This is a genomic window from Rhodococcus tibetensis (assembly GCF_024438035.1).
In the GTDB taxonomy this organism is placed as follows: Bacteria; Actinomycetota; Actinomycetes; order Mycobacteriales; family Mycobacteriaceae; genus Rhodococcus_F; species Rhodococcus_F tibetensis.
In genome coordinates, this window is record NZ_JANFQF010000019.1 from 1 (window position 1) to 26,626 (window position 26,626).

Below are 26,626 nucleotides of genomic sequence, written 5' to 3' on the forward strand. Positions count from 1 at the left end.
GTCCTCAACCGCAAGGACTTCGGCATCAGCATCGACATGCCCCTCGAAGGCGGCGGAGCCGTCGTCGGCGACAAGATCACCATCACCCTCGAAATCGAAGCCGGCCTCCAGGCCTGATCACCCCCAGCGTTCCTCGGATGCGCACGGCCACACCCGGTGGCCGTGCGCGTTTGTCGTATCCGCCGCGGATTACGCTGATCGGGTGAAGAAGTTCCTTCCCGCACTCGTCCTCGATGTCGTCCTCGTGGTCGTGTTCTGCGCCATCGGCCGCCGGAGCCACGACGAAGCCAACGCACTGACGGGACTCGTCACCACGGCGTGGCCCTTCCTCAGCGGTCTCGCCGTCGGCTGGATCGCGACCGTTGCGCTGTACCGCGACAAGTTCGATGCGTTCCTGATCGTGCCGACCGGGCTGCTGGTGTGGTTCTCGACGCTGGTGGTAGGCATGCTGCTTCGGGTCGTCAGCGGTCAGGGCACGGCATTCAGTTTCATCCTGGTGGCGGCCACTGTTCTGGCGGTATTCCTCCTCGGTTGGCGTGCGGCCCTGAGGGCCATCGCGAAGGTACGCACCCACAGCTGAGCAGCAGCGAATCCGCCGCGTCGCCGCCCGAACCGACGGGTGAAGTGGGACAGTCGTTGCATGAGTGACACCATCGATCCGCGGCAGGACGAGAAGAAGGCCGACACCGGGTTCTTCGGCCAACCGTTCGCCCTCGCGAACCTGTTCGGCGTGGAGATGTGGGAGAGGTTCTCGTTCTACGGGATGCAAGGCATCCTGATCTACTACCTCTACTATTCGGCGGCCGACGGCGGTCTCGGCATCTCCGAAGCCTCGGCCACCAGCATCGTCGGCGCCTACGGCGGCACGGTGTACCTCTCGACGATCCTCGGGGCGTGGATCGCCGACCGGCTCCTCGGCTCGGAACGCACGCTGTTCTACAGCGCGGTGCTCGTCATGCTCGGACACATCGCCCTGGCCGTCTTCCCCGGCCTGTGGGGTGTCGGGGTCGGACTCGTCTGCGTCGCCTTCGGCAGCGGCGGCCTCAAGGCCAACGCGACTTCGCTGGTCGGCGACCTCTACGACGAGCACGACGAGCGCCGCGACGCCGGGTTCTCCATCTTCTACATGGGCATCAACCTCGGCGCCCTGGTCGGCCCCCTCCTCACCGGCTGGGCACAGGACGCCCTCGGTTTCCACGCCGGTTTCGCGCTCGCAGCGGTCGGTATGGCACTCGGCCTCGTGCAGTACACGCTGGGCCGCAAGCATCTGCACGGTATCGGTGCGTCCGCCCCCAATCCGCTTCCGTCGGACCAGCGCACCAAGTGGATCGCCATCGCCGCCGCAGCAGTGGTCGTAATCGCTGCGGCATCCCTGACCGGTATGGTCACCACGAGCAATATGTCGGACGTCGTCGTGGCACTCACTGTCGTCGCGGCCATCGGCTACTTTGCCGTCATTCTGTCGAGTCGACGCGTCACCGCGATCGAGCGGAGCCGGGTCTACGCGTTCATTCCGATGTTCATCGCGAGCGCCGTCTTCTGGTCGCTGTTCCAGCAGCAGTTCACCATGGTGGCTCTCTTCGCCGACAAAGTACTCGACCGCAACCTGTTCGGATGGGACTTCCCGCCGTCCTGGGTGCAATCGATCAACCCGGTCTTCATCATCATCTTCGCGGGCGTCTTCGCGGCCATGTGGACAAAACTCGGGCCGCGCCAGCCGTCGTCCCCCATCAAGTTCGCGGCGGGCACCATCATCATGGGCCTGGCGTTCCTGGCGTTCATTCCGATGTCCGGCGGCGGCGCCAACAGTGCCCCGTTACTCGGGTTGTGCGGCATCCTTCTGCTGTTCACCTTCGCGGAACTGTTCCTGTCACCGGTCGGGTTGTCGCTCTCGACCAAGCTCGCGCCGGAGGCGTTCCACACCCAGATGGTCGCCTTGTTCTTCCTGTCCGTGGCGCTGGGTACCGCGATGGCGGGTACGTTGGCCGGCTTCTACGACGAGAACAACGAGGTCCCCTACTTCACCGCCATCGGCCTCGGGTCCATCGCGGTCGGCGTGCTGCTTGCGGTCGGATCACCGTGGATAAAGCGTCTGATGAAGGGTGTGCACTGAACCCTTCGCCCCGCACGGTTCCGCTCACCGCACCCACAGCCACCCGGCCAGGCCGAATCCCGCCACCGCGATCACGACACGGAGTATCGACGGCGGTATCCGCTTGACCACCGGTGGACCGCACCAGCCTCCCGCAAGGGCACCGATCGCCATCGCTGCCGCGGCACCCCAGGAAACGGGGCCGAACACTGCAAAGCCGATCGCCGCCACGAGGTTGGCGATTCCCAGCAGGAAGCTCTTCAAGATGGTGGCGCGCCAGATCGACTCCGAAGTGAGGATCAGCGCGCTCGCCAGGAAGATCACCCCGGCCCCCGCACCGAAATAGCCGCCGTAGATTGCGACGACGAACAGCGACAGCAGGTAGGTACGCGGTAGGTCGCGCTCCCCGGCGAACGCGCGGATCCGCGGCTGCAGCAGCAGGGCAAGTGCAGCAAAAGCCACCATGAAGGGGACCACGGCCTCGAACGATCCCTCGGGGGCGCCCAGCAGGACCGCGGCCCCGACAATTCCACCGGCAGCGGAAGCCAGCACCCAGCCCCACAACTTCGGGCCCGTGTCCGCCACCTCGCGCGTCGAGTTGGACAGCGCCCCTACACCGACGGCCACCATCGCGACGGTGTTGGTGACGTTCGCGGTCACGGGCGGCAAACCCACTGCGAGCAGGGCTGGGTACGACACGATGGAGGCCAGGCCGGTGACGAAGCCGACCAGTCCCGCGAAGAACCCTGCTATGACGAGTAGACCGATATCGAGCAGGGGCACAGGGTAGAAACTTACCCTTGCGTACTTACTCCTTCAGCGCGCCGCCTCACACCGGTTCGGAAGTGGCGTCAGCTCGCCGGCTTCGCCATCTCACGGAACAGCATGTCGGTCATCTTCACCGCGCGGTCGCCACCGTCCGCGTCGGCGACGAACACCGCGAAGGCGAGGTCTCCGCGGGATCCGTAGAACCAGCGGTCATCGCCGCTGGCCCCGTTCATGCCGATCAGGTCGGGGTAGCCGTTCAGCAGGGAAGCACCGCCGCGCACGACGTTGTCCCGCATCATCGCGCGCAGCTGATCGGTGACGTTCGGGGGAAGCGGCTGGGCTGCCGCGTCGGTGGTCCCCGGCTGCCCCTGCACGATCATCGGCGCAGGCGCGCTGCCCCGGGCAATCGAGGCCGCCACCATGGCCATCCCGAACGGTGTCACCGCAGGCAGGTCGTCGTTCTTGCGGTTCATCACCTGGTTCATTCCCGACTGGTCGGCGGTGAACACCGCGGTCTGCTGGTCGAGTCCGGGAACCTTGTAGTTCATTCCGAGACCGAGCTGGTTTCCCGCCTTCGCGATGTCCTCCATCGACAGCGACGACGGGTCTACACCCTTCTGCAGTCCGGCGGCCTTCTTCACCAGATCGAGATTCGACCCGGCCGGGTACAAACCCTCGAAAGTGATCGGCCCCTGTTCCATCGCCTGGTTGTTCTGCGCCGCGGCGAGCACGGCTCCGGTGGACGGCTGAATCGCAATGATCGTAGCGGGGGTGCCCACACTGACCACCGCTTCCTCCGCGGCCAACTGCAGCCGCGAATCCATGGTGGCGGCGATATCGGGTCCGGGTGGACCCTGGAATCCTGCCTGCGGGATCAGCGTGCCATCCGGATCGACGAGGTGGACGGCCCAGCCGGCAGTGGCGTCGCGGTTGGCTTGCCACACCTTCCGCAGGGGGTCGAGGAGCGGCGTCGTGATGCGCCGATCGGCCGTGATCAGTTTCGGCGTCTTGATCACCACGACACCGGGGATGTTCAAGTCCTCCTCGAGGTACAGGTAGTCCTGATCGCGCAGGAGGACTGCGGTGACCTGCTCTCCCGGTTTCTGGGCCAGGTCGGCCATCATCGTGTCTGCCGTCACCAGCGGAGCCACCGGTTCGAGAACCTCGGCCAGGCGGCGGGTGGTCGCGACGGGATCGGACATCGTGGCCGGATCGAGAGTGACGGCGTTGATGGTCTGCTCGTTCATCAAGAGTGCACCGGCGGCATCGAAAATTCTGGGCGGAGCGGCGTCCGTCCTGTCGTAGCGGACGATACGCCCGTTACCGAGGTCGGGAGCGAGGATCGACGGATCCCACGAAATGCGCCAGCCCACCGACAGATTCCGCACTCCGCCCTGAACCTGATAGCTCCAATCCTTGCCCTCACCGAAATTCCAGGCGGCACCGAGGGTGAAGAACCCGGAGTCGGAGCCGAGGTCCATGAATTGTGTGAGGTCGAACTGGGCGTCCTCAGGTTTCAATCCGTCGAACATCTGTTGAATTGCCGACTCCGCAGCGTTGGGATACGAAGTGTGCGCAGCAGCAGCAGCTGCATCGCGCTCGTTCAGCGCTTCGACGAAATCTGCGACGACCGACTGCGCGTCGGCCTCTTCTTTTGCCATCACGCAGGATGCCAGAACAACCGCTGATATCACAGCTGTAACGAGGGCGATCACGTATTTGTTGCGGCGTCCAAGCGATCGTCCATTCCCCATGTCCACCATCTTGCTTTCAGTCACATGCGTAACAAGCACAACATGCCTACGAAGGAGTTACGGTTGAGCCACAACTTATCTCGTCGAGCACGCTCGCCGAACCGGTTTAACGCAGAAAACGCCCCGCAGCCTGCACAGCTGGGGCAGAACTGTCCCCTGTGGCAACAAATACCGCGAATGCCAGATCGTCCTTGATCCCGACGAACCAACCGTGGGCCGGGCCGTTTCCGGACTCCGCCGTACCGGTTTTTCCGAGAAGTCCCGGAATGTCCTGCAGCGCAGTGGCGGTACCTCCGGTCACGGTTTCACGCATCATCGTCCGAAGATCCGCGGTCACTTCGGCGGGTACGGCCGGAGCCGAACGATCGGCAGTTCCCGGCTGCCCCGCCACGATCATGGGCGCCGGAGTGGAACCGCGGGCGATCGAGGCGGCGACCAACGCCATCCCGAAGGGGGACGCGGTCACCTGACCCTGACCGATCGCCGACTCGACACGGGCCGCCGAGCTGTCGGCGATCGGTACGTTCCCGGTCACCGTTGTCAATCCCGGTGTCACATAATCGACCCCGAGTCCGAACTGCAGGGCAGCGTTCTGCAACGCATCTGCCGGAAGCCCCACAGCCAATCGGCCCATCGTGGTATTGCACGAGCGGGCGAAGGCGGTGTGCAGCGGAACCTGGCCCAGGTCGAACTGATCGTCGTTGGGGATCTGCCTACCCTCGATGTTCTCGGTTCCGGGGCAGGGCAGCACGGTGTCGATGGTGGCGGCACCCGCCTGCAGGGCCGCCGAGGTCGTGACTGTCTTGAATGTGGACCCCGGCGGGTACAGGCCGGTCAGCGCGATCGGGCCGAGCGCGTCGGCGGGTGCGTTCTGCGCGACTGCCAGCACGGCACCCGTGGACGGCTGCAGAGCGACGATTGCGGCCTGCTGCGGCATGTCTGCCAGAGCCCGCTCGGCCGCCGTCTGCATCGGAAGGTCGAGGGTGGTCGCGATGTCGGGGGCCACGGGCCCGTCCTCCCCCGCGATGCTCTCGGCGGAACCGTCGGGCGACACCAGCTGCACGGCCCATCCGGCCGAGGCGTCCTGCCCTTGCTGCCACAGGTCGGCGAGCCCGGACAGTGTCGGGGACGCCAGTGCCTTGTCGGTGCTCAGAAGTCGTGCCTGCGGTGCCAGCGTCACCCCGGGCAACGAAGCCAGTTGCGCCTCGATCGGCGCCAGGTCCTCTGCACGCAGACTGATCGCGGTGACGGGCTTACCCTGCGCGTCGGCTAGATCCTTCTGCAGGGATGCGGAGGTGATCGTGGGCGCGAGGGGGGACAGTAGCGCTGCGACTGCGGCAGTGTCCGCACGCTGGTCGAGGTTCACCAGCGTGACCACTTGCTCGGTGAGGATCGGCGCGCCCGACGCCGCCAGCACCTTCGGCGGACGCCCGGTTGTCGGGGTGTAGCGAATTGTTGTGTCGTTCGTGAGGCCGGGCGCGAGCACGGCCGGGTCCCAGGTGATCTTCCAGTTTTCGCCCTGCTTGATGGCGTTCCCGCCGGTGCTGTATTTCCATTCCTGGCCCTCGGCGAATGGCCAGGTGACGTCCATCGTGAAGGTTCCCGCGTCGTCGCCCGACTCCTGTACCTCGGTACGAGTGAAGGTTCCGTCCTTGTTGCCCAGCCCGTCGTAGAGCGCAGTGATGGCGGCGGACGCGGCGGCAGGGTCGGTGGTGAGTGCCGCGGCCGCCTGTATGTCGTCGCCGTTCAATGCGTCGATGAATTCCTGTGTGACGGTGTCCGGCTGATCCGGTCCGAAGAGGCCACACGCGGAGAGCACCATCGCGAGGACGGCTACTCCGGCGGCGGCCTTACGGGTGGGGCCCGTGGGACTGCGACGAACGGTTGAGGTGCGCACCCAATCGATCATGCCTGAGATGCTGGCGGTGCTCGACACAAGCGTGTAATCATGTAATCAGTGCTTCGTCAATCCGACCGGGCACCCAGGCTCCCAGGAGGACGCCATGAAGAACGCCCAGGCCCCCGGAGACCGTCGTTTCGGCCGTCCCGGCGGATGGCAGCAAGCAGATGTTCCCGACGCGAGCGACGCGGCCGACTGGTTCGGCGGACGCCTCCCCGACGACTGGTTCACCGGGCCGGCGACCGTCGAGGTCGACCGCGAGGAGATCGTCGTCGTGGGCGAGTTGCCTCCCGTCGAGTCCGGCGACTCCCCGTCGGAGGCAGCCGTCGACGGACGCATCGCCCGATTCCGCGAAACCACTCGAGCCGACAGGATGCGCATCGCTGCCGAGGCCGAACTCCGCTACGGGCGGAAGGTGGCGTGGGGGGTCACCCTCGACGGCCGCCGGTCGCTCTTCACTCACCTCGCCGTCCCGGTGATGACCCGACTCCGGCAACCCGAGCGCAAGGTCCTCGACACACTGGTCGACGCCGGGGTGGCGCGGTCGCGCTCGGACGCCCTGATGTGGACGGTTCGGCTCGCGGGCAAACACAGTGAACAATGGCTCACCGAACTGCGCGAGGCGATGGCGAAGGTGGACGAACTGCGTGCGGACGGCCCGCAGATTTAATTCGATTGCGGCGACATCGGGTGGGGCCCTACCCTGACCCTCACCCGATGCGCACAGGTCGCGTCAGACGAAAGGACATGGGCCGTTGCTCCTGACGAGGTAGTTCCGCGAGTCTTCATCCGCACACACCTCGGAGTACTCCATGGCCCAGTCATATTTGTCCCTGTCCGATCTCACGTTCTCGTGGCCTGACGGCGACCCGGTCTGCGACGGCGTGGACGCCGTGTTCGGTTCGGGCCGTACCGGCGTGGTCGGTCTCAACGGCACGGGAAAGTCCACGCTGCTCCGCCTGATCGCCGGCCTGTTGCAGCCCGACCGGGGGTCGATCGTCACGCGGGGCGAGGTGGCCTATCTGCCGCAGGACATCACTCTCGATCCGAATCTGCGGGTAGACCGCATTCTGGGTATCGCCGATCTTCGCGACGCGCTGCACCGCATCGAATCCGGAGTGGGCACACCTGAGGATTTCGACGCCGCCCAGGGTCGCTGGGACATCGAAGAACGCGCGGTTTCCACCCTGCACAAACTCGGGCTCGAACGAGTGCTCGGGTCCGCGAGGGACCTCGATCGCACTGTCGGCACACTGTCCGGGGGTGAGACGGTTCTACTCGGCCTCACCGCGGAACTGTTGACCGAACCGGAGATACTCCTACTCGACGAGCCCACGAACAATCTGGACGGGAGTTCGCGACGCAGGCTCTACTCGGTGGTCGAGCAGTTCTCGGGCACGATGCTGGTGGTCAGCCACGACCGTGACCTGCTCGACCTGATGGACGCCACCGCGGAACTGCGCGGCGGCAGCATCCGCATGTTCGGCGGCAACTTCAGCGCCTATCAGGCAATCGTCGAGGCGGAACAGGAAGCTGCACTGGCTGCGGTGCGGGACGCGCGCGGGGACGTGCAGAAGCAGAAACGGGAGCTCGTCGAGGCGCGCATCAAACTGGATAGGCGGAAACGCTACGGGCAGAAGATGTTCGAGAACAAGCGCGAACCGAAGATTGTGATGGGCATGCGGAAGCGGCAAGCCCAGGAATCGGCGGGAAAGTTGCGGAACAACCACATCGCCAAGGTCGACGATGCCAAGGAGTCGTTGACCGAAGCCGAGAGCGCCGTCCGGGACGACCGCGAGGTGCGGATCGAACTTCCCGACACCGAGGTGCATTCGGGCCAGGAGGTGATCTCGGTGCAGGACGTGGAACTCGTCAGCAGACAACGGGTGTCGCTGCACGTCGTCGGACCTGAGCGGATCGCACTGGTCGGGCGCAACGGTGTGGGCAAGACGACGCTGCTCGACGCGATCGTGGAGGCGGGACCGCGTGTACCGTTCCGGTCCCTGCCGCAACGACTCGACGTATTCGACGAAGAGCTGACGGTGGCGCAGAATGTCGCCGCCGCGGCGCCACACGCCTCACAAGAGCAGATCCGCGCGCAGCTGGCTCGATTCCTCTTCCGCGGCAATGACTCCGACGTCCTCGCCTCGGCGTTGTCCGGCGGCGAACGGCTGCGGGCAGCTCTCGCAACGATCTTGCTGGCCGAACCTGCGCCTCGCCTGCTACTGCTGGACGAGCCGACCAACAATCTCGATCTCCCGAGTCTGTCGCATCTCACGCAGGCGCTCCGCAGTTTCCGGGGGGCATTGATCGTGGTGAGTCACGACCGGCGATTCCTCGAGGACATCGGGGTGACGCGGCGGCTCGAACTCACCGAAGACGGGCTGATCTAGACACGTTACGAAGATGATGCAGACTGGGCGGGTGGAGCACGCTACCAATCCCGTCGACGGCGTCCGGGTCGCATACGAGACCGTCGGCGACGGAGAACCCTTCGTCCTCATTCACGGCACTGCGCTGTCGCACGCGATCTGGCGGGGGTTCGGTTACGTTGCCGCGCTCCGTGACCGGTACCGGCTGATCCTCGTCGATCTGCGTGGACACGGACGCAGCGACAAACCGCACGATCCGACTGCGTATGCCATGGACTTGATGAGCGCCGACCTCGTGGCGGTCCTCGACGAGATCGGGCTGCCCAGCGCGCACGTTCTGGGCTATTCACTGGGTGGACGGGTCGCGCTCGCACTAGCGGTGCACACTCCGGAACGCCTCGAGAGTCTGATCATCGGAGGCGGCAGCAGCCTCCCGCAGGCCGGCGCTTTCGACCGCTTGTTCTTTCCCGGCTGCATCGACGTGCTCGAGCAGGGTGGGATGGATGCCTTTCTCGAACAATGGAATGCGCGGCGCCCCTGGCCTGTCGATGCGGGCACCCGTGCGGCGTTCAAAGCCAACGACGCGAAGGCACTGGCCGCGTACATGCGCCGTTCCGGCGATGAACCAGGCGTGGACGATGAGGTCCTGCGCCGGATCACCGTTCCCACCCTGCTGTTCGTCGGGTCCAAGGATGCCGAGCGACTGGGTGACACGCAGCGGGCGGCGTCCCTCATTCCGGAGGCATCGTCGGTGGTTCTTCCCGGCTTCGACCATTCGACCGCGGTGGCCGCGAGCACCGAAGTGCTCGCGGCCGTCGAGCCGTTCCTGGCCTCGGTGTGACGGCTACACCCACTCGACCAGTTGGATGATCACCCCATTCGGGTCGCTCATCTGGAAGTAGCGTTCACCCCAGGGTTCCGTTTCGATCGGCGTGACGATCGGGACACCTTCGGCCTGCAGCCGCTCGTACTCGGTGTCGATGCCGTCGACTACCAGCGCGATGAGCAGCCCCTCCCCGGCCGCACCCGCGATGTGCGCGGGCTTGAAGGATTCGAGCCCTGTCCGCAGGAAGACCAGGCTGAAGCCGACGTCCTCACGCTTCAGCGACACGAACCCGTCGGCTGCCATGTCCTCGACAAAACCGAGGTGGGTCTTGGCGAAATCGGCCGAGGCAGTCGGGTCGGCGACGTTCAGTGACAGTGCGCTTGCCGTGACCTTCACGATGGTGTCCTTTCCTTGACGACTCTCCTCTAACGTACGCCGTACGATATTTGTTCCCGGTTCGTGGACGAGGTCAGACGCCGAGCAGACCTTTCGCGATATGGGTCACCTGGATCTCGTTGCTCCCGGCGTAGATCATCAGCGACTTCGCGTCCCGGGCCAGCTGCTCGACCCGGTATTCGGCCATGTAACCGTTGCCACCGAACAACTGCACCGCCTCCATCGCCACCTCGGTGGCCGCGCGCGAGGAGTACAGCTTCATCGCGGACGCCTCAGCCAGCGTCACCGGCTCGCCCGCCTCCGCCCGTTCGATGGCGTTGAAGACCATGTTCTGCACGTTCATCCGGGCGATTTCCATCTCGGCCAGTTTGAGCTGCACCAACTGGAACTGTGCGATCTCCTTGCCCCACAGCTTGCGCGACTTGGCGTAGTCGACACACAGGCGGTGACATTCGTTGATGATGCCGAGCGAGAGCGAGGCGATGCCGATTCGTTCTGCGGCGAAGCTCTCCTTGGCACTGGACTTCCCGTCCGATTTGCCGCCGTCCTCGGTCTCACCGAGCAGGCGGTCGCGGCTCACGCGCACGTTGTCGAAGAACAACTCGCCGGTGGGCGAAGAGTTCATGCCCATCTTCTTGAACGGCGCCCCCTGGGTGAGCCCTTCCATGCCCGCATCGAGGACGAAGGTGAGCACCTTGCGGTCGCGGCGGTCGATCGACGTGTCGCCGTCGTCGAGCTTTGCGTACACGATCATGACGTCGGCATAGGGTCCGTTGGTGATGAAGGTCTTCTGCCCGTTGAGGATGTAGTCGTCTCCGTCGCGCCGGACATAGGACTTCATGCCGCCGAAGGCATCCGAGCCGGAGTCGGGTTCGGTGATGGCCCAGGCACCCACCTTCTCGAAGGTGACCAGACCGGGCAGCCAACGCTCCTTCTGCGCCAGCGTGCCTCGACTGCGAATGGTTCCCGCCGCCAAGCCCAGGCTCACGCCGAGCGAGGCGACGAGTCCGAGACTCACGCCCGCCAGCTCGGCATTCATGATGACGCCCATGCTCCCCGCACCGAGGCCGGCTGATTTCTCGGCCTTCCCTGCGGCATCGGGGTTGTCGCTACGCTCGCGGGCCAGCGACTTCTCGAGGGCGTCCCGCGCCATCTCGTCGATACCGAAGGTGGCGAAGAGCTTGCGGATGATGTCGAATGGAGGCAACTCTCCGGTCTCCAGTTTGTCGACGTGCGGTCGAATCTCCTTGTCGATGAAGCCGCGGATCGCGTCGCGGAACATCAGGTCGGTGTCGGACCACTGATACATGCCGGGGACTCCAGTCGCTGGAAGACAATGGGTTTCCCCGCAAATATAGAACAGGTTCTCGTCCTTGGACAGAAGACCGACTCCTCCCGTCAGGAACCGATCAGCTCCAACCGGCGCGCCAGCCAGGGCGTCTCCTTCTCCAGGCCGGCAGACCACACGGCGAAGCTGTGACCGCCGGGGACCTCGAGGTACTGCACATCCATGCCTGCCTCCTTCGCGGCCTGGAAAACCCTCTGCGCCCCTGGCCGGTAGTTCGCGTCGTCGCTGCCGACGACGAAGACGCCGGCCGAATTCGGGTACTTCTTCGCCGCCATCAGGTCGAGCGGATTGACCTTCTCGAACGCGGACTCGCTTCCACCGAACGCTTCGTCGAGCGTCCTCTGGCGATCACCGAGTGTTGGCTGTTCCTGCCCGGAGATGTCGAGGAACGTGGGGTACACCTCGGGATAGTTGGTGGCCATCTGCAGCGAACAGGTGCCGCCGTAGGACAAGCCGCCTATTGCCCAGGCTCGAGGGTCCGCATTCACCTGGAGATTCGAGGTCACCCACGCCGGAACGTCCTTCGCCAGATAGGTCGCCACGTTGCCCAGGGGGGAGTCGACGCACAACGGGTTTGCGATCTGTGAGCCGGTAGCATCCGCGACCACCACGACGGGAGCGAGACCTTCGTGCTTCGCGGCGAAGGCATCCATCGTAGTGGTCAGCTTTCCGCCCGCGAGCCAGTCCTCCGGAGCGCCGGGCTGGCCGGCGAGTAGGACCAGCACGGGCAACAAGGGCCGCGGGTTCGTGAAATACGCGGGCGGGAGGTAGATTTCGGCGTCGCGCGCGGTGAAGTTCGACGCGGCGCCGGGAATATGCGTGGTGAGGACGCGACCATGATCGTCCATTCCCGGCGGAGGAGTCCACGACGCGTCGAGCGGCGTCCCGGTGACCACCCGCTCGGTGGCACCACCGAGATCCTGCAACTGCACGTGGTCGAAAGGTTCGTCCCCGAACGCCGTGCCCACCGTCGGATACGCATCGAACACGAGATTGATCTGCGTCGCCGCCGCCAGCACAACGGCAATCACCGCCAGTACCGACACCGCCGCGGATGCTGCCGTGCGTCCTGCCCGAATCCTCGGTAACACGAGCGTGATTGCGGCCAGACCCACGCCGATCCACACGTAGACAGGAATCTCGATGGGGTCGGGAAAAGGTCTGAGAACCTTCTCGACGGCGATATAGACGGCAATGGTGACGACGGCGGCCACGGCGAGACAGAGAGGTAGGGCTTTCCTGCGGAACCACGGGGCGCGGGCAACCAGCAACCACATGCCGCCGAGCACGCCCAGGCCTGTGAGGAGCCAGGGCAGAGGACCCGATATCACGCTGAGGTCGAGGAGTCGGTCCACCCCCGCAGCCTAGCGTCGTCCGGGCGTCGCGTCGGCGACTCGACCCCGGCGGTAAAATCGTGTGGTGACATTCATCAAGGTCTGCGGTCTGCGCGACCACGGCTCGGTCGACCTGGCCGTGCGACTCGGTGTCGACGCCGTAGGCTTCGTCTTCGCCGAGAGCGTGCGCCGAATTGCGGTCGAGGATGCGGCGTCGCTGATCCGGCACGTCACCGGCCACACCGTGGCGGTGGGGGTGTTCAAGGGAAGTCCTGTGCCGGAGGTGATCGAGGTCGCGGCCGTAGCCGGGCTCGGCACCGTCCAAGTGCACGATCTGACCTCCGCCGAGGACGTCGACCGATTACGAGACGCGGGGCTCGCGGTGATCCGCGCGGTGGTCGCCGGCGATTCGTCCGGCGATTTCGGAGCCGACCGACTCCTCGTCGACGGAGCGACAGCCGGCGCAGGAGTGCCGTGGGACTGGGCGGGGCAGCGCAGGCCCGACGGTGAGTGGATACTGGCCGGCGGGCTGAATCCCGGCAACGTCCGAGCCGCTGTCGACGCCACCGGCGCTTGGGGCGTCGACGTGTCGAGCGGCGTCGAGTCTTCCCGCGGCGTCAAGGACGCGGCGCTGATCGAGCAGTTCGTTTCCGCAGTCCGATCAGGGGCATAACTTCAGTCGGGCATCCCCGTCACAGAATCTTCGGCGTCCCAGGACGCAAGAACGGTACGGATACCCACCACCAGCGCCAACGGTTGGTCGACCATCACGTGGTGACCCGCGTCGGGAATGTCCACCACCAACGCTGTCGGGCCGAAGCGCGCCCTCATGCTCTCCATCGTCGCGTCGTCGACAATGCCGTTCTCGGCGCGGAAGAAGGCGATGCGGCAGCGAGGATCGGCCCCGCCCAGATGGTCACTGCTGCTGCGTGCAAAAAATGCGGAATCGAACTTCCACGACCAGCCGCCCTCCACCTCCCGCATCGACGTCTCCGCCACGTGGTCGCGGACGGCCGGGACCACCGTGTCCTGCGGGGGCACGAACCGGAAATGCTCGAGCGCATCAGCTTTGGTGGGGTACACCTTCTTGGGGCCGAACGCCCGCTGCTGCCGCGCCTCTTCCTCCTCGGGCGTCCGGGCGCGGACAGGTGAATCGATCAGTTGGACGCCTGCCAGTTCCTCGCCGAACAGCTGCGCGGCCACGTACGACACCATTCCGCCCATACTGTGCCCGACGAAGACCGGTGGACCGGAGATGCCGGCGGGTTTCGCGACGGCGAGGGCTTCTTCCGCCCATTGCTCCAGCCCGTAGTGCCCGCGAAAGTCGCTGTCACCGTGTCCGGAGAGATCCAGGGCCACCACCCGGCGACCGGTGGCCAGCATGGGTGCGACGTGATCCCACCACCTGCTGTGTGCGGCCCCACCGTGCACCAAGACGATTCCGGGGGATCCCGTCGGCCCCCACGCTCGGTACTGGATCTGCGCACCGGCGACGTCCACCTGGCCGACCTCCACCGGGAAAGCCAGGGCCGAGTCGAACCATCGGGGCGCTTCGCGGTGCACGTTGCTCATCAACCGAACATACCGATCGCTTTTCCCGACGCTAACGAAGGCCGAACATCGCGGCAACAGCTCGGTCGACCACGGGAAACTTGTCCGGAGCCAGGTCGTGACGTGCACCTTCGAACTCGACCAGGATCGCCGCCGCGGGAATCAGTTCGAGCGCCGATCGTATCTCGTCGGTCGTCGCGAACGGATCCTTCGAACCGTGGACGATCACAGCGGGAGTATGGAGGTTCGGCAGGTGGTCGGTACGGAGGTTCTCGGGCTTCGCCGGTGGATGCAGCGGATACGACAGCAACAGCAGAGCATCGACCACCCCGGGTCTCTCCGCGGCCAGCATGGACGCTTGCCGGCCGCCGTAGGAATGCCCGCCGGCCCACACGGGCCCCGGCGCGAAATCCCGCATCACGGCCACCGCCTCCGCGACGCCCTCGCGGTCCTCCGGCGCCCTCGACGGATGCGGCGGGCCCGACTCACGGCGCTGCCGGAACGGAAGATCGAATCGCAGGACCAGCACACCCCGTTTCACGAACCCGTCGGCCACCGCCTGCAACAGTTTTGTGTCGCAGTTACTTCCCGCCCCGTGCGTCAGCACCAACCCGGCAACCGGATCACCCTCCGGTCGATGCAGCTGCCCCCGCACCCCGTGCTTCTGCAGCGGTTCACTCATTCGATCACGGTAGCCGGTTCCGATCCGCGATCACCGCGGCCGGAGGGATCACCGCGCCGGACGACAGTTGGTTTCGATTGGCTTTCAATTCTGTTTGCCAAGGGTCCGTAGTGGGTATCTTTACCCTACGACTGCTGGGAGTAGCACATGGATACCACCACGACCGTCATCTGGATCATCGTCGCGATCGTCGTCGTCCTTGCCCTGATCGCTCTTGCCCTTGTCGCATCACGCAAGCGCAAGCAAACACGGCACCGCGAGGCCGAGAACATCCGGGCGAAAGCCCAGGAACAGACGTCCGTGGTCGGACAGCGTGAAGCTATCGCCGATCAGACTGCCGCCGAGGCAAGGCGCGCCCAGGCAGATGCCGAAGCCAAGGCTGCGGAGGCTTCACGACTTCAGCACGAAGCGGCGACGCATCAGCGCACTGCCAGCACGTCCCGTGACGAGCTGGACCAGGAGTGGAAGCGGGCCGACAAGCTCGACCCCAATGTCAAGTCCACCAACACGAACACCGACGCGACCGGCGCCCGGTCGAACGAGACCCGGTCGAACGAGTCCCGGTCGAACGAGACCCGGACGAACGACACCCGGTCGAACGGCACGCCCGGTGCCCATTCAAAGCCGACCGATACAACGCCGACGTAGAACAGTCGGCGCGGCCTGCCTCGCTCCAGAGAAGCAAAGTGTGACACTGTGCGCCGGCCCGAGCCGGCACTCACCATGGGAGGTCGGAAATGCGCATCGGACGACTCGTCACGTTCATCGTCGTGGTGTGGTTGATCATCGGGGCTATCGCCGTCTGGCAGCGCGGCTACTTCAAAGAGGCCGATGCCAACTGTGCGAGCGCGGGGACCATCGCCGTCACCGTCATCGCGGGCCCACTCAACTACGCGGGTGTGAACCCAAAGGTCGATTGTGAAGTGCCACAACCGAGTCAGTAGTCTCGGTCCGTCGAGAAGGAAATGAGGCAATACCGTGATCGTCCTCGGAATCATCTTGCTGATCATCGGTCTCGTCGCGGGGATTTCCATCCTCACGACGATCGGGATCATCCTCCTGGTCATCGGTCTCGTTCTGATGGTGCTCGGTACGACGGGACGCGCAGTCGGCGGGCGAAAGTACTGGTATTGACGGTCTGACGCCCTGCTGCAACCGGCCTACCCCCGCCCGACCGCCGTCCTCGACGGCGGTCGGAGGCATACGGGAAAGCGCTCTTCAGGAAGAACTTCGCGACTGTCCGATCCCAGACGGTAGCGAGGACGAAGGAGAGGACGAAGCCGGCATGCGCAAGCGCCGTGGTTCGAGTGACCCGGTGGTTCGAGATCGTGGCGCCGATAGAGTCCCGCAGGCGACGGCGACGTAGCCGCCGCGAGCGGGAGGCCGATCAGCCCACAGCGGATTCGGCGAGGAGCGCGTCGATCTGCCCCATCGCCTGCTTGATGCCCTCTTCCATTCCCATCTCGAGCACCTGCTCCAACTGCTCGGCGGAATCGAAGGTCGATACCGTGGTCATCCGCGTGCGGCCGTCGACTGTTTCGAGCGTCACGACGGCGTGACTGGTGCCCATATCGGCGACCGGGTCACCGTTGTCGTCGGCGAATCCGTCATCGAAGGCGAGGCGGTGCGGGGCCTCGATCGCCGTGAATACCCACCATCCGCGGCTCTTCTCACCCTCGGGCCCGGTCATGTAGTAGGTGGCCTTGCCGCCGGGCACGAACTCGTGGATCTCGAACGTGGCCGGCCTGGTGGGCGGACCCCACCAACGCTCGAGTTGGCGCGGGTCTTCCCAGATGCGCCATACGCGTTCGACGGTGGCGTCGAACTCCGCGACGATTGTGAGGCTCAGTGCCTCCGCATTCTTGTGCGTGCTGATGACTGCCATGATGGGACCCTCTCTAATCCTCGGCCAGAATGTCGGCGATCCGGTCGACGCGCTGCCGCCAGATCAGTTCGTATTCGTCGAGCAGCCTGCGCGCTTTTCTGATGCCCTCGAAGTGAATTCGCACAATCTGCTCCCGTCCGCGCTTCTCTTTTGTGACGAGGGAGGCGCGTTCCAAAATCGCGACGTGCTTCTGCACGGCAGCGAAACTCATGGCGTAGTGCGCCGCCAACCCCGACACCGAGTACTCCTCGGTGATCACCCGGGCGACGATGTCGCGACGAGTGCTGTCTGCGAGCGCCTGGAACAGGCGATCGACTTCCTCGTCACTCAACTTATGTACAACCATTTGGTTGTAGATTAGAAGAGCTGCGGGCTCCCGTCAAGGGGTAGCCGGAACGGAGGTGAACGTTGCGAAACACTTTCATTGACATACTCAATGATTAATGATTAATTGTGATCCGCGCTACACACGATCCGCTCTGTTGTCCCACGCTCGGCCAAGGAGTATCGATGACGGTCACCGCCACCGCCGGCAGCATGTCGGCCACCCAACGCAAGAGAGAAGTTCGCAGGGTGATCCTGTCGAGCTACCTGGGCAGCACCATCGAGTTCTACGACTTCCTGCTCTACGCCACCGCAGCGTCCTTGGTCTTCGGTCCGGTGTTCTTCGCCGGTCTCGACCCGCTGGCCGCGAGCATCGCCTCGATGGGAACGTTCGCCGCCGGCTACGTCGCGCGCCCGCTGGGCGGAATCGTCTTCGGTCACTTCGGCGACACCGTCGGCCGCAAGGCCATGCTGCTGATCTCGATGACCGTCATGGGCATCGCCTCGTTCGGGATCGGGCTCATTCCTCCACCGGAGATGATCGGGTCCTGGGCCGCGGTGATCCTCGTCCTTCTCCGCGTCTGCCAGGGACTCGCTGTCGGCGGCGAATGGGGCGGCGCGGCGCTGATGTCGCTCGAGCACGCCGAACCCGGCAAGCGCGGTTTCGCCGCGGCGTTCACCAACGCGGGCGCCCCGACCGGCGCCCTGCTCGGCACTCTCGCGCTGGCGGCCGTGTCCCTCCTCCCCGACGAACAGTTCCTGACGTGGGGCTGGCGCATTCCCTTCCTGATCTCCGCGTTCATGCTGGCCCTCGGCCTGTTCATCCGGTCCAAGGTGTCGGAGAGTCCGCTGTTCACAGCGGCACTGAAGGAGTCCGCGAAGAAGGAAACCACCCCGCCGATCGTCACCATCCTGAAGCGGCCGCGCGCGGTGGTGGTGGCGTCGATGAGCTGCATCGCGAGCTTCGGAATGCAGACCGCGTTCACCACGTTCGCCATCACCTACGCCGTGTCGAGCGGCGCCCCGCGGTCCGAAGCGCTGCTGGCGTTCTCCTTCTGCCAGTTCTGTGCGATCTTCCTGGTCCTCGCATCAGCGCGACTGTCCGACCGGATCGGCCGCCGACCGGTCATGCTCGCGGGGCTCGGCGCGATGATTATCTGCGTCTACCCTCTGTTCCTGCTGCTGAGCACGGGACAGTTCCTGTTCATCGCGCTCGCCTTCGTCGGCTACACCCTCTGCCACTCGGCCACCTACGGGCCGATGGCCGCCTTCATCTCCGAACAGTTCGGCACCCGCGCGCGCTACACGGGGGCGTCGCTCGGATATCAGCTGGCCACCCTCATCGGCGCGGGATTCACCCCCGTCATCCTGGCGTCATTGTTCGCGTCGTCCGGCAAATCGATCCTCCCGGTCGGGTTATTCATCATCGCGCTGTGCGTGGTCAGCGCCGTCTTCCTCGTTGCTACGAAAGAGAGTAAGGACAACGACCTGAGCGCCGACACCCCGTCGGCCTGACACTGCCCTGCCACAAGCTCGAGCGTAGTTTCGAAAAGAACAAGGAGTCACCATGGACAACGAAGGCATCGGCTCGTGGCTCGAGCGCCGCATGACCATGACGCCGAAGAACGAGGCGCTCGTCTTCGACGGACGGGCCGTCACGTACGAGGAGATGGCCCTGCGGACACGACGACTCGCCCACGGCCTGCGCGCTCTCGGGGTCGAGAAGGGTGACTGCGTCGGCTTCTTCGGTTTCAACGACCCGGCGGCGCTCGAGGTGATGTTCGCGACCGGGCTGCTCGGCGCCACGTATCTCCCGCTCAACGCACGCCTCACCGCCGAGGAAGCGCGCTACGTGCTCGGCGATTCACGCTGCACCACAGTGATCTTCGGTGATCAGCAAGCCGACGTCGCACAGGAGTTGGCGCTGTCGGACATCCCGGTCACCGCCTGGATAGGCCTGGGCGAGTCGTGGTCCACTTACACGTACGAGGGCGTGCGCGCCGGGCAGCCGGACACCCGCATCGCCGAGCAGGTGGGCCTCGACGACCTGTCGGTGCTGATGTACTCGTCGGGCACCACCGGCGCACCGAAGGGCGTCATGCTCAGCCACGGCAACATGCTGTGGAACGCACTGAACCAGCTTCTCGCCCAGGACATGACGTCAAAGGAACGCACACTGTCGGTGGCGCCGCTGTTCCACATCGGTGGGATCGGCGGCGCGGTCACACCGACACTGCTGGGCGGCGGCACCGTGGTGCTGCTGCGCAAGTTCGATGCCGGCGTCGTCCTCGACACGATCGAGAAGGAACGCATCACCACGTTCTTCGCGGTCCCCACGATGATCCAGGAACTCTGGCACCACCCCCGGTTCGCGGACGCCGACCTGTCCAGCCTGCGGGCCATCTGCGTCGCCGGGGCTCCGCTGCCCGAAGCGTTGATCACCCCGTGGCAGGACCGGGACGTCGCGATCACGCAGGCGTACGGCCTGACGGAGACCGCGCCGTCGGTGACCATGCTGTCGAGTGCGGACGTGCGCACCAAGATCGGTTCCGCCGGCAAGCGGACATTCTTCACCGACGTCGACGTCGTGCGCCCCGACGGGTCGAGCGCCGAACCGAACGAGATCGGCGAGATCGTCGCCAAAGGCCCGAATGTGATGCTCGGCTACCTGAATCAGCCGGAAGCGACCGTCCACACGATCGTCGACGGCTGGCTGCACACCGGCGACGCCGGCTACTTCGACGACGATGGTTTCCTCTTCATCTGCGACCGCTACAAGGACATGTACATCTCCGGAGGTGAGAACGTCTACCCCGCAGAGGTCGAGGCGGCGCTGCTGAAACTGGAGGGTATCCGGGAAGCGGCGGTGATCGGCGTCCCCCACGAAAAGTGGGGTGAGACGGGTATGGCCTTCGTCGTCGCGGCCGACGGCACGGTATTCGACGAGGAGACGGTGCGTGCCCGGCTGCGAGAAAAGCTCGCGGGGTTCAAGATTCCCACGTTTATCCAGGTGGCGGAGGCGCTCCCCCGCACGGCCACCGGCAAGATCCGCAAACCCGACCTGCGCAAGCTTGCCGCTTCGCGGCGCATCACAGACAGCGACACGCGACTGGGGTAACACACAGCCCTGTGCGCACAGTCTGGTGAGCTAGTGCGAATTCCGATGTGATGCAGTCAAATTCGCTGGTATTGAGGCTGCAGTCCCCGGGTCGAGCAGGCCGGTCGTCGCGCCCTACTCGACGAAGGGGGGAAAGACGATGCTCTGCAACGTGTGCCGCATCTGATCCACGACCGTTTCGGGGATGCCCTCGAAGTAGCGTCCGTGAGCGGCGTCGACACGTGTCTTGGCGTCGTCGCGGAGCCGGCGACCTTCCTCGGTGGCAGCGATCAGTTTGTTGCGGCGATCCGAGGGGTCGAGGGTGCGCATGACGAGTCCGCGTTCCTCGAGTTCATCGACGAGCCCCACGATCTGACTGGGGTCGAGACCCATGGTGGCGGCCACCCCGCGCTGGTTGACGCCCTCGGCCTGTTCGCACGCGAGGACCAGGACCGAATAGGAGCGCACCCGAAGACCCGTGGGAACGAGGGCTTTGTTCACGGCTCCCAGCACCATTCCGCCGACGCGCGAGAGCAGGAACCCGATGTCGTCCGATAACGCCTGCGACTCTGCCATGCGACGACCCCCTTCTGGTAATTGCCGGTAGAGTAGCAGATCTTAATCATTGACATTATCAATCATCAATGATTACGTGTGATTCAGCGAACACGACCTTAGGAGAATCACCACATGGACCTCAGCAACAAAGTCGCGGTCGTCACCGGCAGCGGGCAGGGCCTCGGGCTGGCCTACGCCAAGGACCTGGCGCGCCACGGCGCCGCGGTCGTGATCAACGACGTCAACCACGCCACCGCCGACGCCGCCGTCGCCGAGATCACCGCCGCGGGCGGCCGGGCCGTCGCCGTCGTCGCCCCGGTCGGCAGCACCGAAACCGCCCAGAAACTGGTCGCCGGCGCGATCGACGCATTCGGACGCCTCGACGTCATGGTCACCAACGCCGGCATCCTCCGCGACAAGGTGCTGTGGAAGATGACCGACGAAGACTTCGACGCGGTGGTGGGCGTGCACCTGCGCGGCACCTTCACCTGCGTCCGCGAAGCAGTCCTGAAGTTCCGCGAGCAGGGTGACGGTGGTCGCATCATCGCCATCGGCTCCCCGGCAGGCCAGCGCGGCAACTTCGGACAGACCAACTACTCGGGCGCCAAGGCGGGCATCGTCGGCATGGTGCGCACCTGGGCGATGGAACTGCAGCGGGCGGGAATCACGGCCAACGCAGTCTGCCCCGTCGCGGTCACCGCAATGACCGAGACCGTCCCGCTCTTCGCCCCCTACATCGAAAAGATGAAGGAGACCGGCGAACTCCCCCCGATCATCCGCCACGAGGTCGGCATGGGTACTCCCGACGACGCCGCCGGCATCGTGTCGTTCCTCGCTTCGGACGAGGCCGCCGACATCACCGGTCAGACCTTCTCCATCGGCGGCGATCGCCTCGCTCTGTGGTCGCACCCCGAACTCACCGCGACGGCCTTCCACGATGGCGGCTTCACCGCAGACGATATTGCCGCGCAGTGGCCGATCGTGTTCGCCGACCGCATCGAATCGGTCGGCGAGAAATTTCCCGAGGAGCTGACGGCACAGTGAGTCGCTACGAGTACGGCATCGACTTCGACAAGATCGATGCCCTCGACATCCACACCCACGTCGAGATCGACGGCTGCGGCCACCGCTCCCTCGATGACGAACTGATGGCCGCGTCGGAGAAGTACTTCAAGTCCGGGGAGGAGCGCAGCCCGTCGATCGACGCGGTTGCCGACCACTACCGGCAGCGGAACATGGCCGCGGTCGTGTTCACCGTCGACGCGGCCTCGGCCACCGGGCACGCCGCGAACTCGGTCGAGGAGATTGCCGAGGGCGCAGCCCGCCACAACGACGTCCTGATCCCGTTCGGCTCCGTCGACCCCTGGCAGGGCAAAGCCGCCGTCAAACGTGTACACAGGTTGGTCGACGACTACGGCGTCAAGGGATTCAAGTTCCACCCCAGCATGCAGGGATTCGAACCGAACGACCGGCAGTTCTACCCGCTCTACGAGGCCATCACCGAGGCCGGGGTCCCCGCCCTCTTCCACACCGGCCAGACCGGGATCGGCGCCGGCCTGCCGGGCGGGCACGGCATCAAACTGCGCTACTCCGACCCGATGCTGCTCGACGACGTCGCCGCCGACTTCCCCGAGCTCACCGTGATCATGGCCCACCCGTCGGTGCCGTGGGTCGACTCGCAGATCTCCATCGCCACCCACAAGGCCAACGTCTTCATCGACCTGTCCGGGTGGTCGCCGAAGTACTTCCCGCCGCAGCTGGTCAAAGCCGCCAACAGCATGCTCCGCCACAAGGTGCTGTTCGGCTCCGACTTCCCCGTCATCCAGGTCGACCGCTGGATGAGCGACTTCGAGAACCTCGACATCAAACCCGAGGTCACACCCCTGATCTTCAAAAAGAACGCCCTCCGCGTCCTCGGCATCAAGAACTAGGAGCACCACCATGACCACTGCAACGACCACCCGGGTCGCCACCCTGGCCGACCTCGCCGCCCTCGAGGGCCAGTCGCTGGGAACCAGCTCGTGGATCGACATCCCCCAGCAGCGGATCAACACGTTCGCCCAGGCCACCGACGACCACCAGTGGATTCACGTCGATCCCGAGCGCGCCAAGGCGGAGAGCCCGTTCGGCGGGCCCATCGCCCACGGCTACCTCACCCTGTCGCTGATCATCCCCATGTGGGACGAGGTACTCACCGTCGACAGCGTCACCATGGCCGTCAACTACGGTCTCAACAAGGTCCGATTCACCCACCCCGTGCCCGCCCAGGGACGCGTTCGACTCAACGCCACACTGCAGTCCGTCGAGGAGCTACCCAAGGGCGGCGTCCAGGTGACCGTCGCCGGGCAGATCGAACTCGAGGGCAGCGAGCGTCCCGCGGTCGTCGTCGAGGCCGTGTACCGCTACTTCGAGTGACCCCCTGTGGCGCTACTCGGGCGCCTGGTCCTCGGGCTCAACCTGCTCTACCTCGGCACGATCGGTCGCGTTGCCGTCGACATTTTTGGCCTCACGCTCGGCGGTCAGACGGTCTTCCATGTCGTCGACGAGGTCGGCTATCCGCTGATGCTCGGGGAGGTGCTGACCATGTCGATCTTGGTTCGCCTTCATCACGCTCCTTCCGGATGGGTGCGAGAGTTCGGTATCGGTCCGACTCAGGTCCGCACATTCCGAACTGTACGCCGATCGGCGTCCGGCGTCGGGAAATGCAACACACGTACTGGACGCTCGTCTTGGTCATGGACACCGCGAGATGAAACACGTTGCAAAGCAATCAGATACGTGCGATCGCAGCCCGAATGCCGCACTGCGCAACAGCATTTCACCGTTGCGTCGACTCATCCTCCCCCCGGCGGCGAGTGATTCGATATCCAATCGACACCGTCTTGTGCATACGTACGGCCGGCACCTCGTACTCTGGACCGGGTACCACCCGAAGGAGGATCGAGATGCCGGCAGTCACCACCCCCCACGTCTACGTGCACCGCGCCGGAGATCGGCTGAAAACCAGGATTTCCTGGTTGGATTCGAAGCATTCGTTCTCCTTCGGTCAGCACTACGATCCCGACAACACCCATCACGGACTCCTGCTCGTGAACAACGACGACACCGTGCTTCCGGGCCAGGGCTTCGAGACGCATCCCCACAAGGACATGGAGATCGTCACCTGGGTGTTGCGCGGCTCACTCGTGCACCAAGATTCGATCGGCCACTCGGGCATCATCTATCCCGGTCTGGCTCAACGCATGAGTGCGGGCAAAGGGATCATGCATTCCGAGAAGAACGACAGCTGGCGGCTCACCGGGGAACAACACCATGAACCCGTTCACTTCGTGCAGATGTGGGTGGTGCCCGACGAGGCCGGGCTGACACCGAGTTACGAACAGCTCGAGGTCGAGGACGAAATCCTGAAGGGCGGGCTGGTGCCGGTTGCGTCCGGAATGCCCGAATACCGCGATGATTCGGCAATCCGCATCAACAACAAGCACGCGGCACTGCACGTCGCGCGGGTCCACCCGGGCAAACCCATCAGGCTGCCCGAGGCACCGTTCCTGCACGTCTTCATCGCTCAGGGCACCGCCGACATGGAAGGTGTCGGCACCCTGTACGAGGGCGATGCGGTCCGTACGAGCGCTTCGGGTGGTCAGGAGATTTCCTCGCACTCCGGCGCAGAGGTCCTGGTCTGGGAAATGCACGCCCGCATCGGCGGGTAAACGGTGTAAGTATGGAGCCATGACCACGGCTCAACGCTCAGGCATCGACCTCACCCACCTCGACGGCGACACCCGCGCTCAAGACGACCTCTTCCTCCACGTCAACGGGGGATGGATCGACGGGTACGAAATACCCGCGGACCGGGCCATCGACGGCGCGTTTCGCACGCTGTACGACAAGGCCGAAGTCGACGTCCAGAACATCATCGAGGAAGCTGCCGGATCGGCTGCCCCGGCCGGGACCGACGCGCAGAGAATCGGAGACCTGTACGGCAGCTTCATGGACTCCGACGCCGTCGAGTCCGCAGGTCTGACACCCATCGCCGACGAACTCGCGGCCGTCGGCGGAGCCGGGGATCTCTCGGCGCTGGCCGGAGTGATCGGCCGACTGCAGCGGACGGGCGTGGGCGGAGCGGTCGGCCACTACGTCGACACGGACGCCAAGAACTCGCAACGCTACCTCGTGCATTTCAGCCAGTCCGGCCTCGGACTTCCCGACGAGTCCTACTACCGCCAGGACGAGCATTCGGAGATCCGTGCCGCGTACGTGGCGCACATCGGCAAGATGTTCGAGCTCGCCGGTGTCGGGTACGACGCACAGCGCGTGTTCGACCTGGAGACGAAGATCGCGGCCGGCCACTGGGACGTCGTGAAGCGGCGCGACGCGGAGTTGAGCTACAACCTGGTAACCCTCGATCAGCTGCCCGAGGGTCTGGATTGGGTCGCGTGGGTCGACGGGCTGGGCGGCACTCGTGACCAGTTCGCCGAGATCGTGGTCCGCCAGCCCGACTTCCTCACCACGCTCACGGAGCTGTGGACATCCGAGAATCTCGAGACGTGGAAGGCGTGGGCTACGTGGAACGTCATCCGCTCACGGGCGCCGTACCTGACGCAGGCACTCGTCGACCAGAATTTCGCGTTCTACGGCAAGACGCTCACCGGAACGGAGGAGAACCGCGAGCGATGGAAGCGGGGGGTGTCCCTGGTTCAGGACCTCCTCGGTGAGGCCGTCGGAAAGTTGTACGTCGAGCGCCACTTCCCCGCCGACGCCAAGGCCCGTATGCAGGAACTTGTCGCCAACCTGCAGGAGGCGTACCGGCGCAACATCTCCGACCTCGAGTGGATGAGCCCGGCCACCCGGGAGGCTGCGCTGCGCAAGCTCGAGAAGTTCACGCCGAAGATCGGCTACCCGGACAAGTGGCGCGACTACTCGTCAGTCACCATCTCCCGCGATGACCTGGTGGGCAATTATCGCCGCGGGTATGCGGCCGAATACGACCGTGACCTGGGCAAGTTGGGTGGCCCCGTCGACCGCGACGAATGGTTCATGACTCCGCAGACGGTGAACGCCTACTACAACCCGGGAATGAACGAGATCGTGTTTCCTGCCGCGATCCTGCAGCCGCCGTTCTTCGATGCCGCAGCGGACGATGCCGCGAATTACGGCGGAATCGGTGCGGTCATCGGCCACGAGATCGGCCACGGATTCGACGATCAGGGCGCCAAGTACGACGGCGACGGAAACATGGTCGACTGGTGGACCGACGACGACCGCAGTGAGTTCGGTAAGCGGACCAAGGCTTTGATCGAACAGTACAACCAGTTCGAACCGAGGGCACTGCCCGGCCACGCCGTCAACGGGGAGTTCACGATCGGCGAGAACATCGGCGACCTCGGCGGCCTGTCCATCGCGATCGCCGCCTACAAGATCGCGACCGAGGAAACAGAACCCCCGGTCCTCGACGGGCTCACCGGTCTTCAGCGCGTGTTCTTCGGTTGGGCGCAGGTGTGGCGTACCAAGGCGCGAGACGCCGAAGCCCTCCGGCGTCTCGCCGTAGATCCGCACTCGCCGCCCGAGTTCCGGTGCAACGGAGTGGTGCGCAACCTCGACACCTTCCACGACACTTTCGACGTCCAGCCCGGTGACGCCCTCTATCTCGATCCGGAGCAGCGCGTCAAGATCTGGTAACGGTCGGGTCCGCGCACCAACGACGCCACGGCCGTAAACATGCCGTAGCCCGCACAGCGA

28 protein-coding genes and 1 pseudogene are annotated in these 26,626 nt (G+C 65.1%); 17 read left to right on the forward strand and 12 right to left on the reverse strand.

Features of this window, described 5'->3' with window-relative positions; translation table 11 throughout:
• The 3 genes and pseudogenes from NOF53_RS20300 to NOF53_RS20310 all read left to right on the forward strand — a co-directional run.
• Positions 1–117, forward strand: a pseudogene (locus tag NOF53_RS20300) (YceI family protein); the annotation flags it as partial.
• 85 nt (positions 118–202) lie between these two features.
• The gene (locus tag NOF53_RS20305; RefSeq protein ID WP_255972049.1) at positions 203–580 is read left to right on the forward strand and encodes a DUF3054 domain-containing protein; all 378 of its coding nucleotides are present in this window, start codon (positions 203–205) and stop codon (positions 578–580) included.
• A 60-nt stretch (positions 581–640) separates the two neighbouring features.
• Positions 641–2,113, forward strand: a complete 1,473-nt coding sequence (locus tag NOF53_RS20310; protein WP_255972051.1) for a peptide MFS transporter — start codon at positions 641–643, stop codon at positions 2,111–2,113.
• A gap of 24 nt (positions 2,114–2,137) precedes the next feature.
• On the opposite strand, the gene NOF53_RS20315 is transcribed toward NOF53_RS20310, so the two are convergent.
• The 3 genes from NOF53_RS20315 to NOF53_RS20325 form a co-directional block, all read right to left on the reverse strand.
• Positions 2,138–2,875, reverse strand: coding sequence for a sulfite exporter TauE/SafE family protein (locus NOF53_RS20315; protein WP_255972053.1), 738 nt, complete (start codon positions 2,873–2,875; stop codon positions 2,138–2,140).
• Positions 2,876–2,943: 68 nt separating this feature from the next.
• Positions 2,944–4,623, reverse strand: coding sequence for an NTF2-like N-terminal transpeptidase domain-containing protein (locus NOF53_RS20320; protein ID WP_255972239.1), 1,680 nt, complete (start codon positions 4,621–4,623; stop codon positions 2,944–2,946).
• Between the two features lie 97 nt (positions 4,624–4,720).
• On the reverse strand, positions 4,721–6,523 hold the full coding sequence (locus tag NOF53_RS20325) for a penicillin-binding transpeptidase domain-containing protein (RefSeq protein WP_255972055.1): 1,803 nt from the start codon (positions 6,521–6,523) through the stop codon (positions 4,721–4,723).
• Positions 6,524–6,617: 94 nt separating this feature from the next.
• Here NOF53_RS20325 and abmR point away from each other — a divergent pair, with 94 nt between their 5' ends.
• The 3 genes from abmR (at position 6,618) to NOF53_RS20340 (ending at position 9,727) form a co-directional block, all read left to right on the forward strand.
• Positions 6,618–7,184 carry an ATP-binding transcription factor AbmR gene (gene abmR / locus NOF53_RS20330; RefSeq protein WP_255972057.1) on the forward strand — a complete coding sequence of 189 codons (567 nt, stop codon included), beginning with the start codon at positions 6,618–6,620 and terminating at the stop codon, positions 7,182–7,184.
• 142 nt (positions 7,185–7,326) lie between these two features.
• Positions 7,327–8,907, forward strand: a complete 1,581-nt coding sequence (locus NOF53_RS20335) for an ABC-F family ATP-binding cassette domain-containing protein (protein ID WP_255972059.1) — start codon at positions 7,327–7,329, stop codon at positions 8,905–8,907.
• 13 nt (positions 8,908–8,920) lie between these two features.
• Entirely contained in the window at positions 8,921–9,727 is an 807-nt protein-coding gene (locus NOF53_RS20340) for an alpha/beta fold hydrolase (protein ID WP_255972061.1), read from the forward strand.
• 3 nt (positions 9,728–9,730) lie between these two features.
• Here the strand turns inward: NOF53_RS20340 and NOF53_RS20345 are convergent, their stop codons facing one another.
• From NOF53_RS20345 to NOF53_RS20355, 3 genes are all read right to left on the reverse strand, one after another.
• Positions 9,731–10,108, reverse strand: coding sequence for a VOC family protein (locus tag NOF53_RS20345; protein WP_255972063.1), 378 nt, complete (start codon positions 10,106–10,108; stop codon positions 9,731–9,733).
• 73 nt (positions 10,109–10,181) lie between these two features.
• Positions 10,182–11,417, reverse strand: coding sequence for an acyl-CoA dehydrogenase family protein (locus NOF53_RS20350; protein ID WP_255972065.1), 1,236 nt, complete (start codon positions 11,415–11,417; stop codon positions 10,182–10,184).
• Between the two features lie 89 nt (positions 11,418–11,506).
• Positions 11,507–12,811, reverse strand: a complete 1,305-nt coding sequence (locus tag NOF53_RS20355; RefSeq protein ID WP_255972068.1) for an alpha/beta hydrolase — start codon at positions 12,809–12,811, stop codon at positions 11,507–11,509.
• A 64-nt stretch (positions 12,812–12,875) separates the two neighbouring features.
• On the opposite strand from NOF53_RS20355, the gene NOF53_RS20360 reads away from it, so the two are divergent.
• Positions 12,876–13,463, forward strand: a complete 588-nt coding sequence (locus NOF53_RS20360; RefSeq protein WP_255972071.1) for a phosphoribosylanthranilate isomerase — start codon at positions 12,876–12,878, stop codon at positions 13,461–13,463.
• Positions 13,464–13,465: 2 nt separating this feature from the next.
• Here NOF53_RS20360 and NOF53_RS20365 read toward each other — a convergent pair whose 3' ends face one another.
• Positions 13,466–14,362, reverse strand: a complete 897-nt coding sequence (locus tag NOF53_RS20365) for an alpha/beta fold hydrolase (RefSeq protein ID WP_255972073.1) — start codon at positions 14,360–14,362, stop codon at positions 13,466–13,468.
• Positions 14,363–14,393: 31 nt separating this feature from the next.
• Positions 14,394–15,023: an alpha/beta hydrolase family protein gene (locus NOF53_RS20370; RefSeq protein WP_255972076.1), complete on the reverse strand. Its 630-nt coding sequence runs from the start codon at positions 15,021–15,023 to the stop codon at positions 14,394–14,396.
• A 147-nt stretch (positions 15,024–15,170) separates the two neighbouring features.
• On the opposite strand from NOF53_RS20370, the gene NOF53_RS20375 reads away from it, so the two are divergent.
• The 3 genes from NOF53_RS20375 (at position 15,171) to NOF53_RS20385 (ending at position 16,157) form a co-directional block, all read left to right on the forward strand.
• A complete protein-coding gene (locus NOF53_RS20375; RefSeq protein WP_255972079.1) occupies positions 15,171–15,671 on the forward strand; it encodes a hypothetical protein in 501 nt (166 codons plus the stop codon).
• A gap of 89 nt (positions 15,672–15,760) precedes the next feature.
• Entirely contained in the window at positions 15,761–15,967 is a 207-nt protein-coding gene (locus NOF53_RS20380; RefSeq protein WP_255972082.1) for a hypothetical protein, read from the forward strand.
• A gap of 34 nt (positions 15,968–16,001) precedes the next feature.
• A complete protein-coding gene (locus tag NOF53_RS20385; protein WP_255972085.1) occupies positions 16,002–16,157 on the forward strand; it encodes a DUF6131 family protein in 156 nt (51 codons plus the stop codon).
• Between the two features lie 253 nt (positions 16,158–16,410).
• Here the strand turns inward: NOF53_RS20385 and NOF53_RS20390 are convergent, their stop codons facing one another.
• Both NOF53_RS20390 and NOF53_RS20395 read right to left on the reverse strand, forming a co-directional pair.
• Positions 16,411–16,908 carry an SRPBCC family protein gene (locus tag NOF53_RS20390; RefSeq protein ID WP_255972087.1) on the reverse strand — a complete coding sequence of 166 codons (498 nt, stop codon included), beginning with the start codon at positions 16,906–16,908 and terminating at the stop codon, positions 16,411–16,413.
• A 13-nt stretch (positions 16,909–16,921) separates the two neighbouring features.
• Positions 16,922–17,254: an ArsR/SmtB family transcription factor gene (locus NOF53_RS20395; protein ID WP_255972089.1), complete on the reverse strand. Its 333-nt coding sequence runs from the start codon at positions 17,252–17,254 to the stop codon at positions 16,922–16,924.
• 164 nt (positions 17,255–17,418) lie between these two features.
• Between NOF53_RS20395 and couT the strand changes: the two genes are divergently transcribed.
• Both couT and couL read left to right on the forward strand, forming a co-directional pair.
• Positions 17,419–18,747 carry a p-hydroxycinnamate MFS transporter gene (couT, locus tag NOF53_RS20400; protein ID WP_255972091.1) on the forward strand — a complete coding sequence of 443 codons (1,329 nt, stop codon included), beginning with the start codon at positions 17,419–17,421 and terminating at the stop codon, positions 18,745–18,747.
• A 52-nt stretch (positions 18,748–18,799) separates the two neighbouring features.
• Positions 18,800–20,350: a p-hydroxycinnamoyl-CoA synthetase gene (gene couL / locus NOF53_RS20405; protein WP_255972093.1), complete on the forward strand. Its 1,551-nt coding sequence runs from the start codon at positions 18,800–18,802 to the stop codon at positions 20,348–20,350.
• Positions 20,351–20,464: 114 nt separating this feature from the next.
• Here couL and couR read toward each other — a convergent pair whose 3' ends face one another.
• On the reverse strand, positions 20,465–20,905 hold the full coding sequence (couR, locus tag NOF53_RS20410) for a MarR family transcriptional repressor CouR (RefSeq protein WP_255972095.1): 441 nt from the start codon (positions 20,903–20,905) through the stop codon (positions 20,465–20,467).
• 114 nt (positions 20,906–21,019) lie between these two features.
• Between couR and couN the strand changes: the two genes are divergently transcribed.
• From couN to couM, 3 genes are read left to right on the forward strand one after another with little or no spacing between them, the layout of a single operon-like run.
• Positions 21,020–21,931: a 4-hydroxyphenyl-beta-hydroxyacyl-CoA dehydrogenase gene (gene couN, locus NOF53_RS20415; protein WP_255972097.1), complete on the forward strand. Its 912-nt coding sequence runs from the start codon at positions 21,020–21,022 to the stop codon at positions 21,929–21,931.
• Positions 21,928–22,818 carry a 4-hydroxyphenyl-beta-ketoacyl-CoA hydrolase gene (gene couO / locus NOF53_RS20420; protein ID WP_255972099.1) on the forward strand — a complete coding sequence of 297 codons (891 nt, stop codon included), beginning with the start codon at positions 21,928–21,930 and terminating at the stop codon, positions 22,816–22,818. Before couN ends, couO begins: the two co-directional genes overlap by 4 nt.
• Positions 22,819–22,828: 10 nt before the next feature.
• Entirely contained in the window at positions 22,829–23,302 is a 474-nt protein-coding gene (gene couM / locus NOF53_RS20425; RefSeq protein ID WP_255972101.1) for a p-hydroxycinnamoyl-CoA hydratase, read from the forward strand.
• A 12-nt stretch (positions 23,303–23,314) separates the two neighbouring features.
• Here couM and NOF53_RS20430 read toward each other — a convergent pair whose 3' ends face one another.
• Positions 23,315–23,494: a hypothetical protein gene (locus NOF53_RS20430; protein ID WP_255972103.1), complete on the reverse strand. Its 180-nt coding sequence runs from the start codon at positions 23,492–23,494 to the stop codon at positions 23,315–23,317.
• A 338-nt stretch (positions 23,495–23,832) separates the two neighbouring features.
• On the opposite strand from NOF53_RS20430, the gene NOF53_RS20435 reads away from it, so the two are divergent.
• Complete coding sequence (locus NOF53_RS20435) at positions 23,833–24,597, forward strand: pirin family protein (RefSeq protein WP_255972105.1); 765 nt, start codon at positions 23,833–23,835, stop codon at positions 24,595–24,597.
• A 19-nt stretch (positions 24,598–24,616) separates the two neighbouring features.
• Positions 24,617–26,566, forward strand: coding sequence for a M13 family metallopeptidase (locus NOF53_RS20440; protein WP_255972107.1), 1,950 nt, complete (start codon positions 24,617–24,619; stop codon positions 26,564–26,566).
• Positions 26,567–26,626 lie beyond the last annotated feature (60 nt).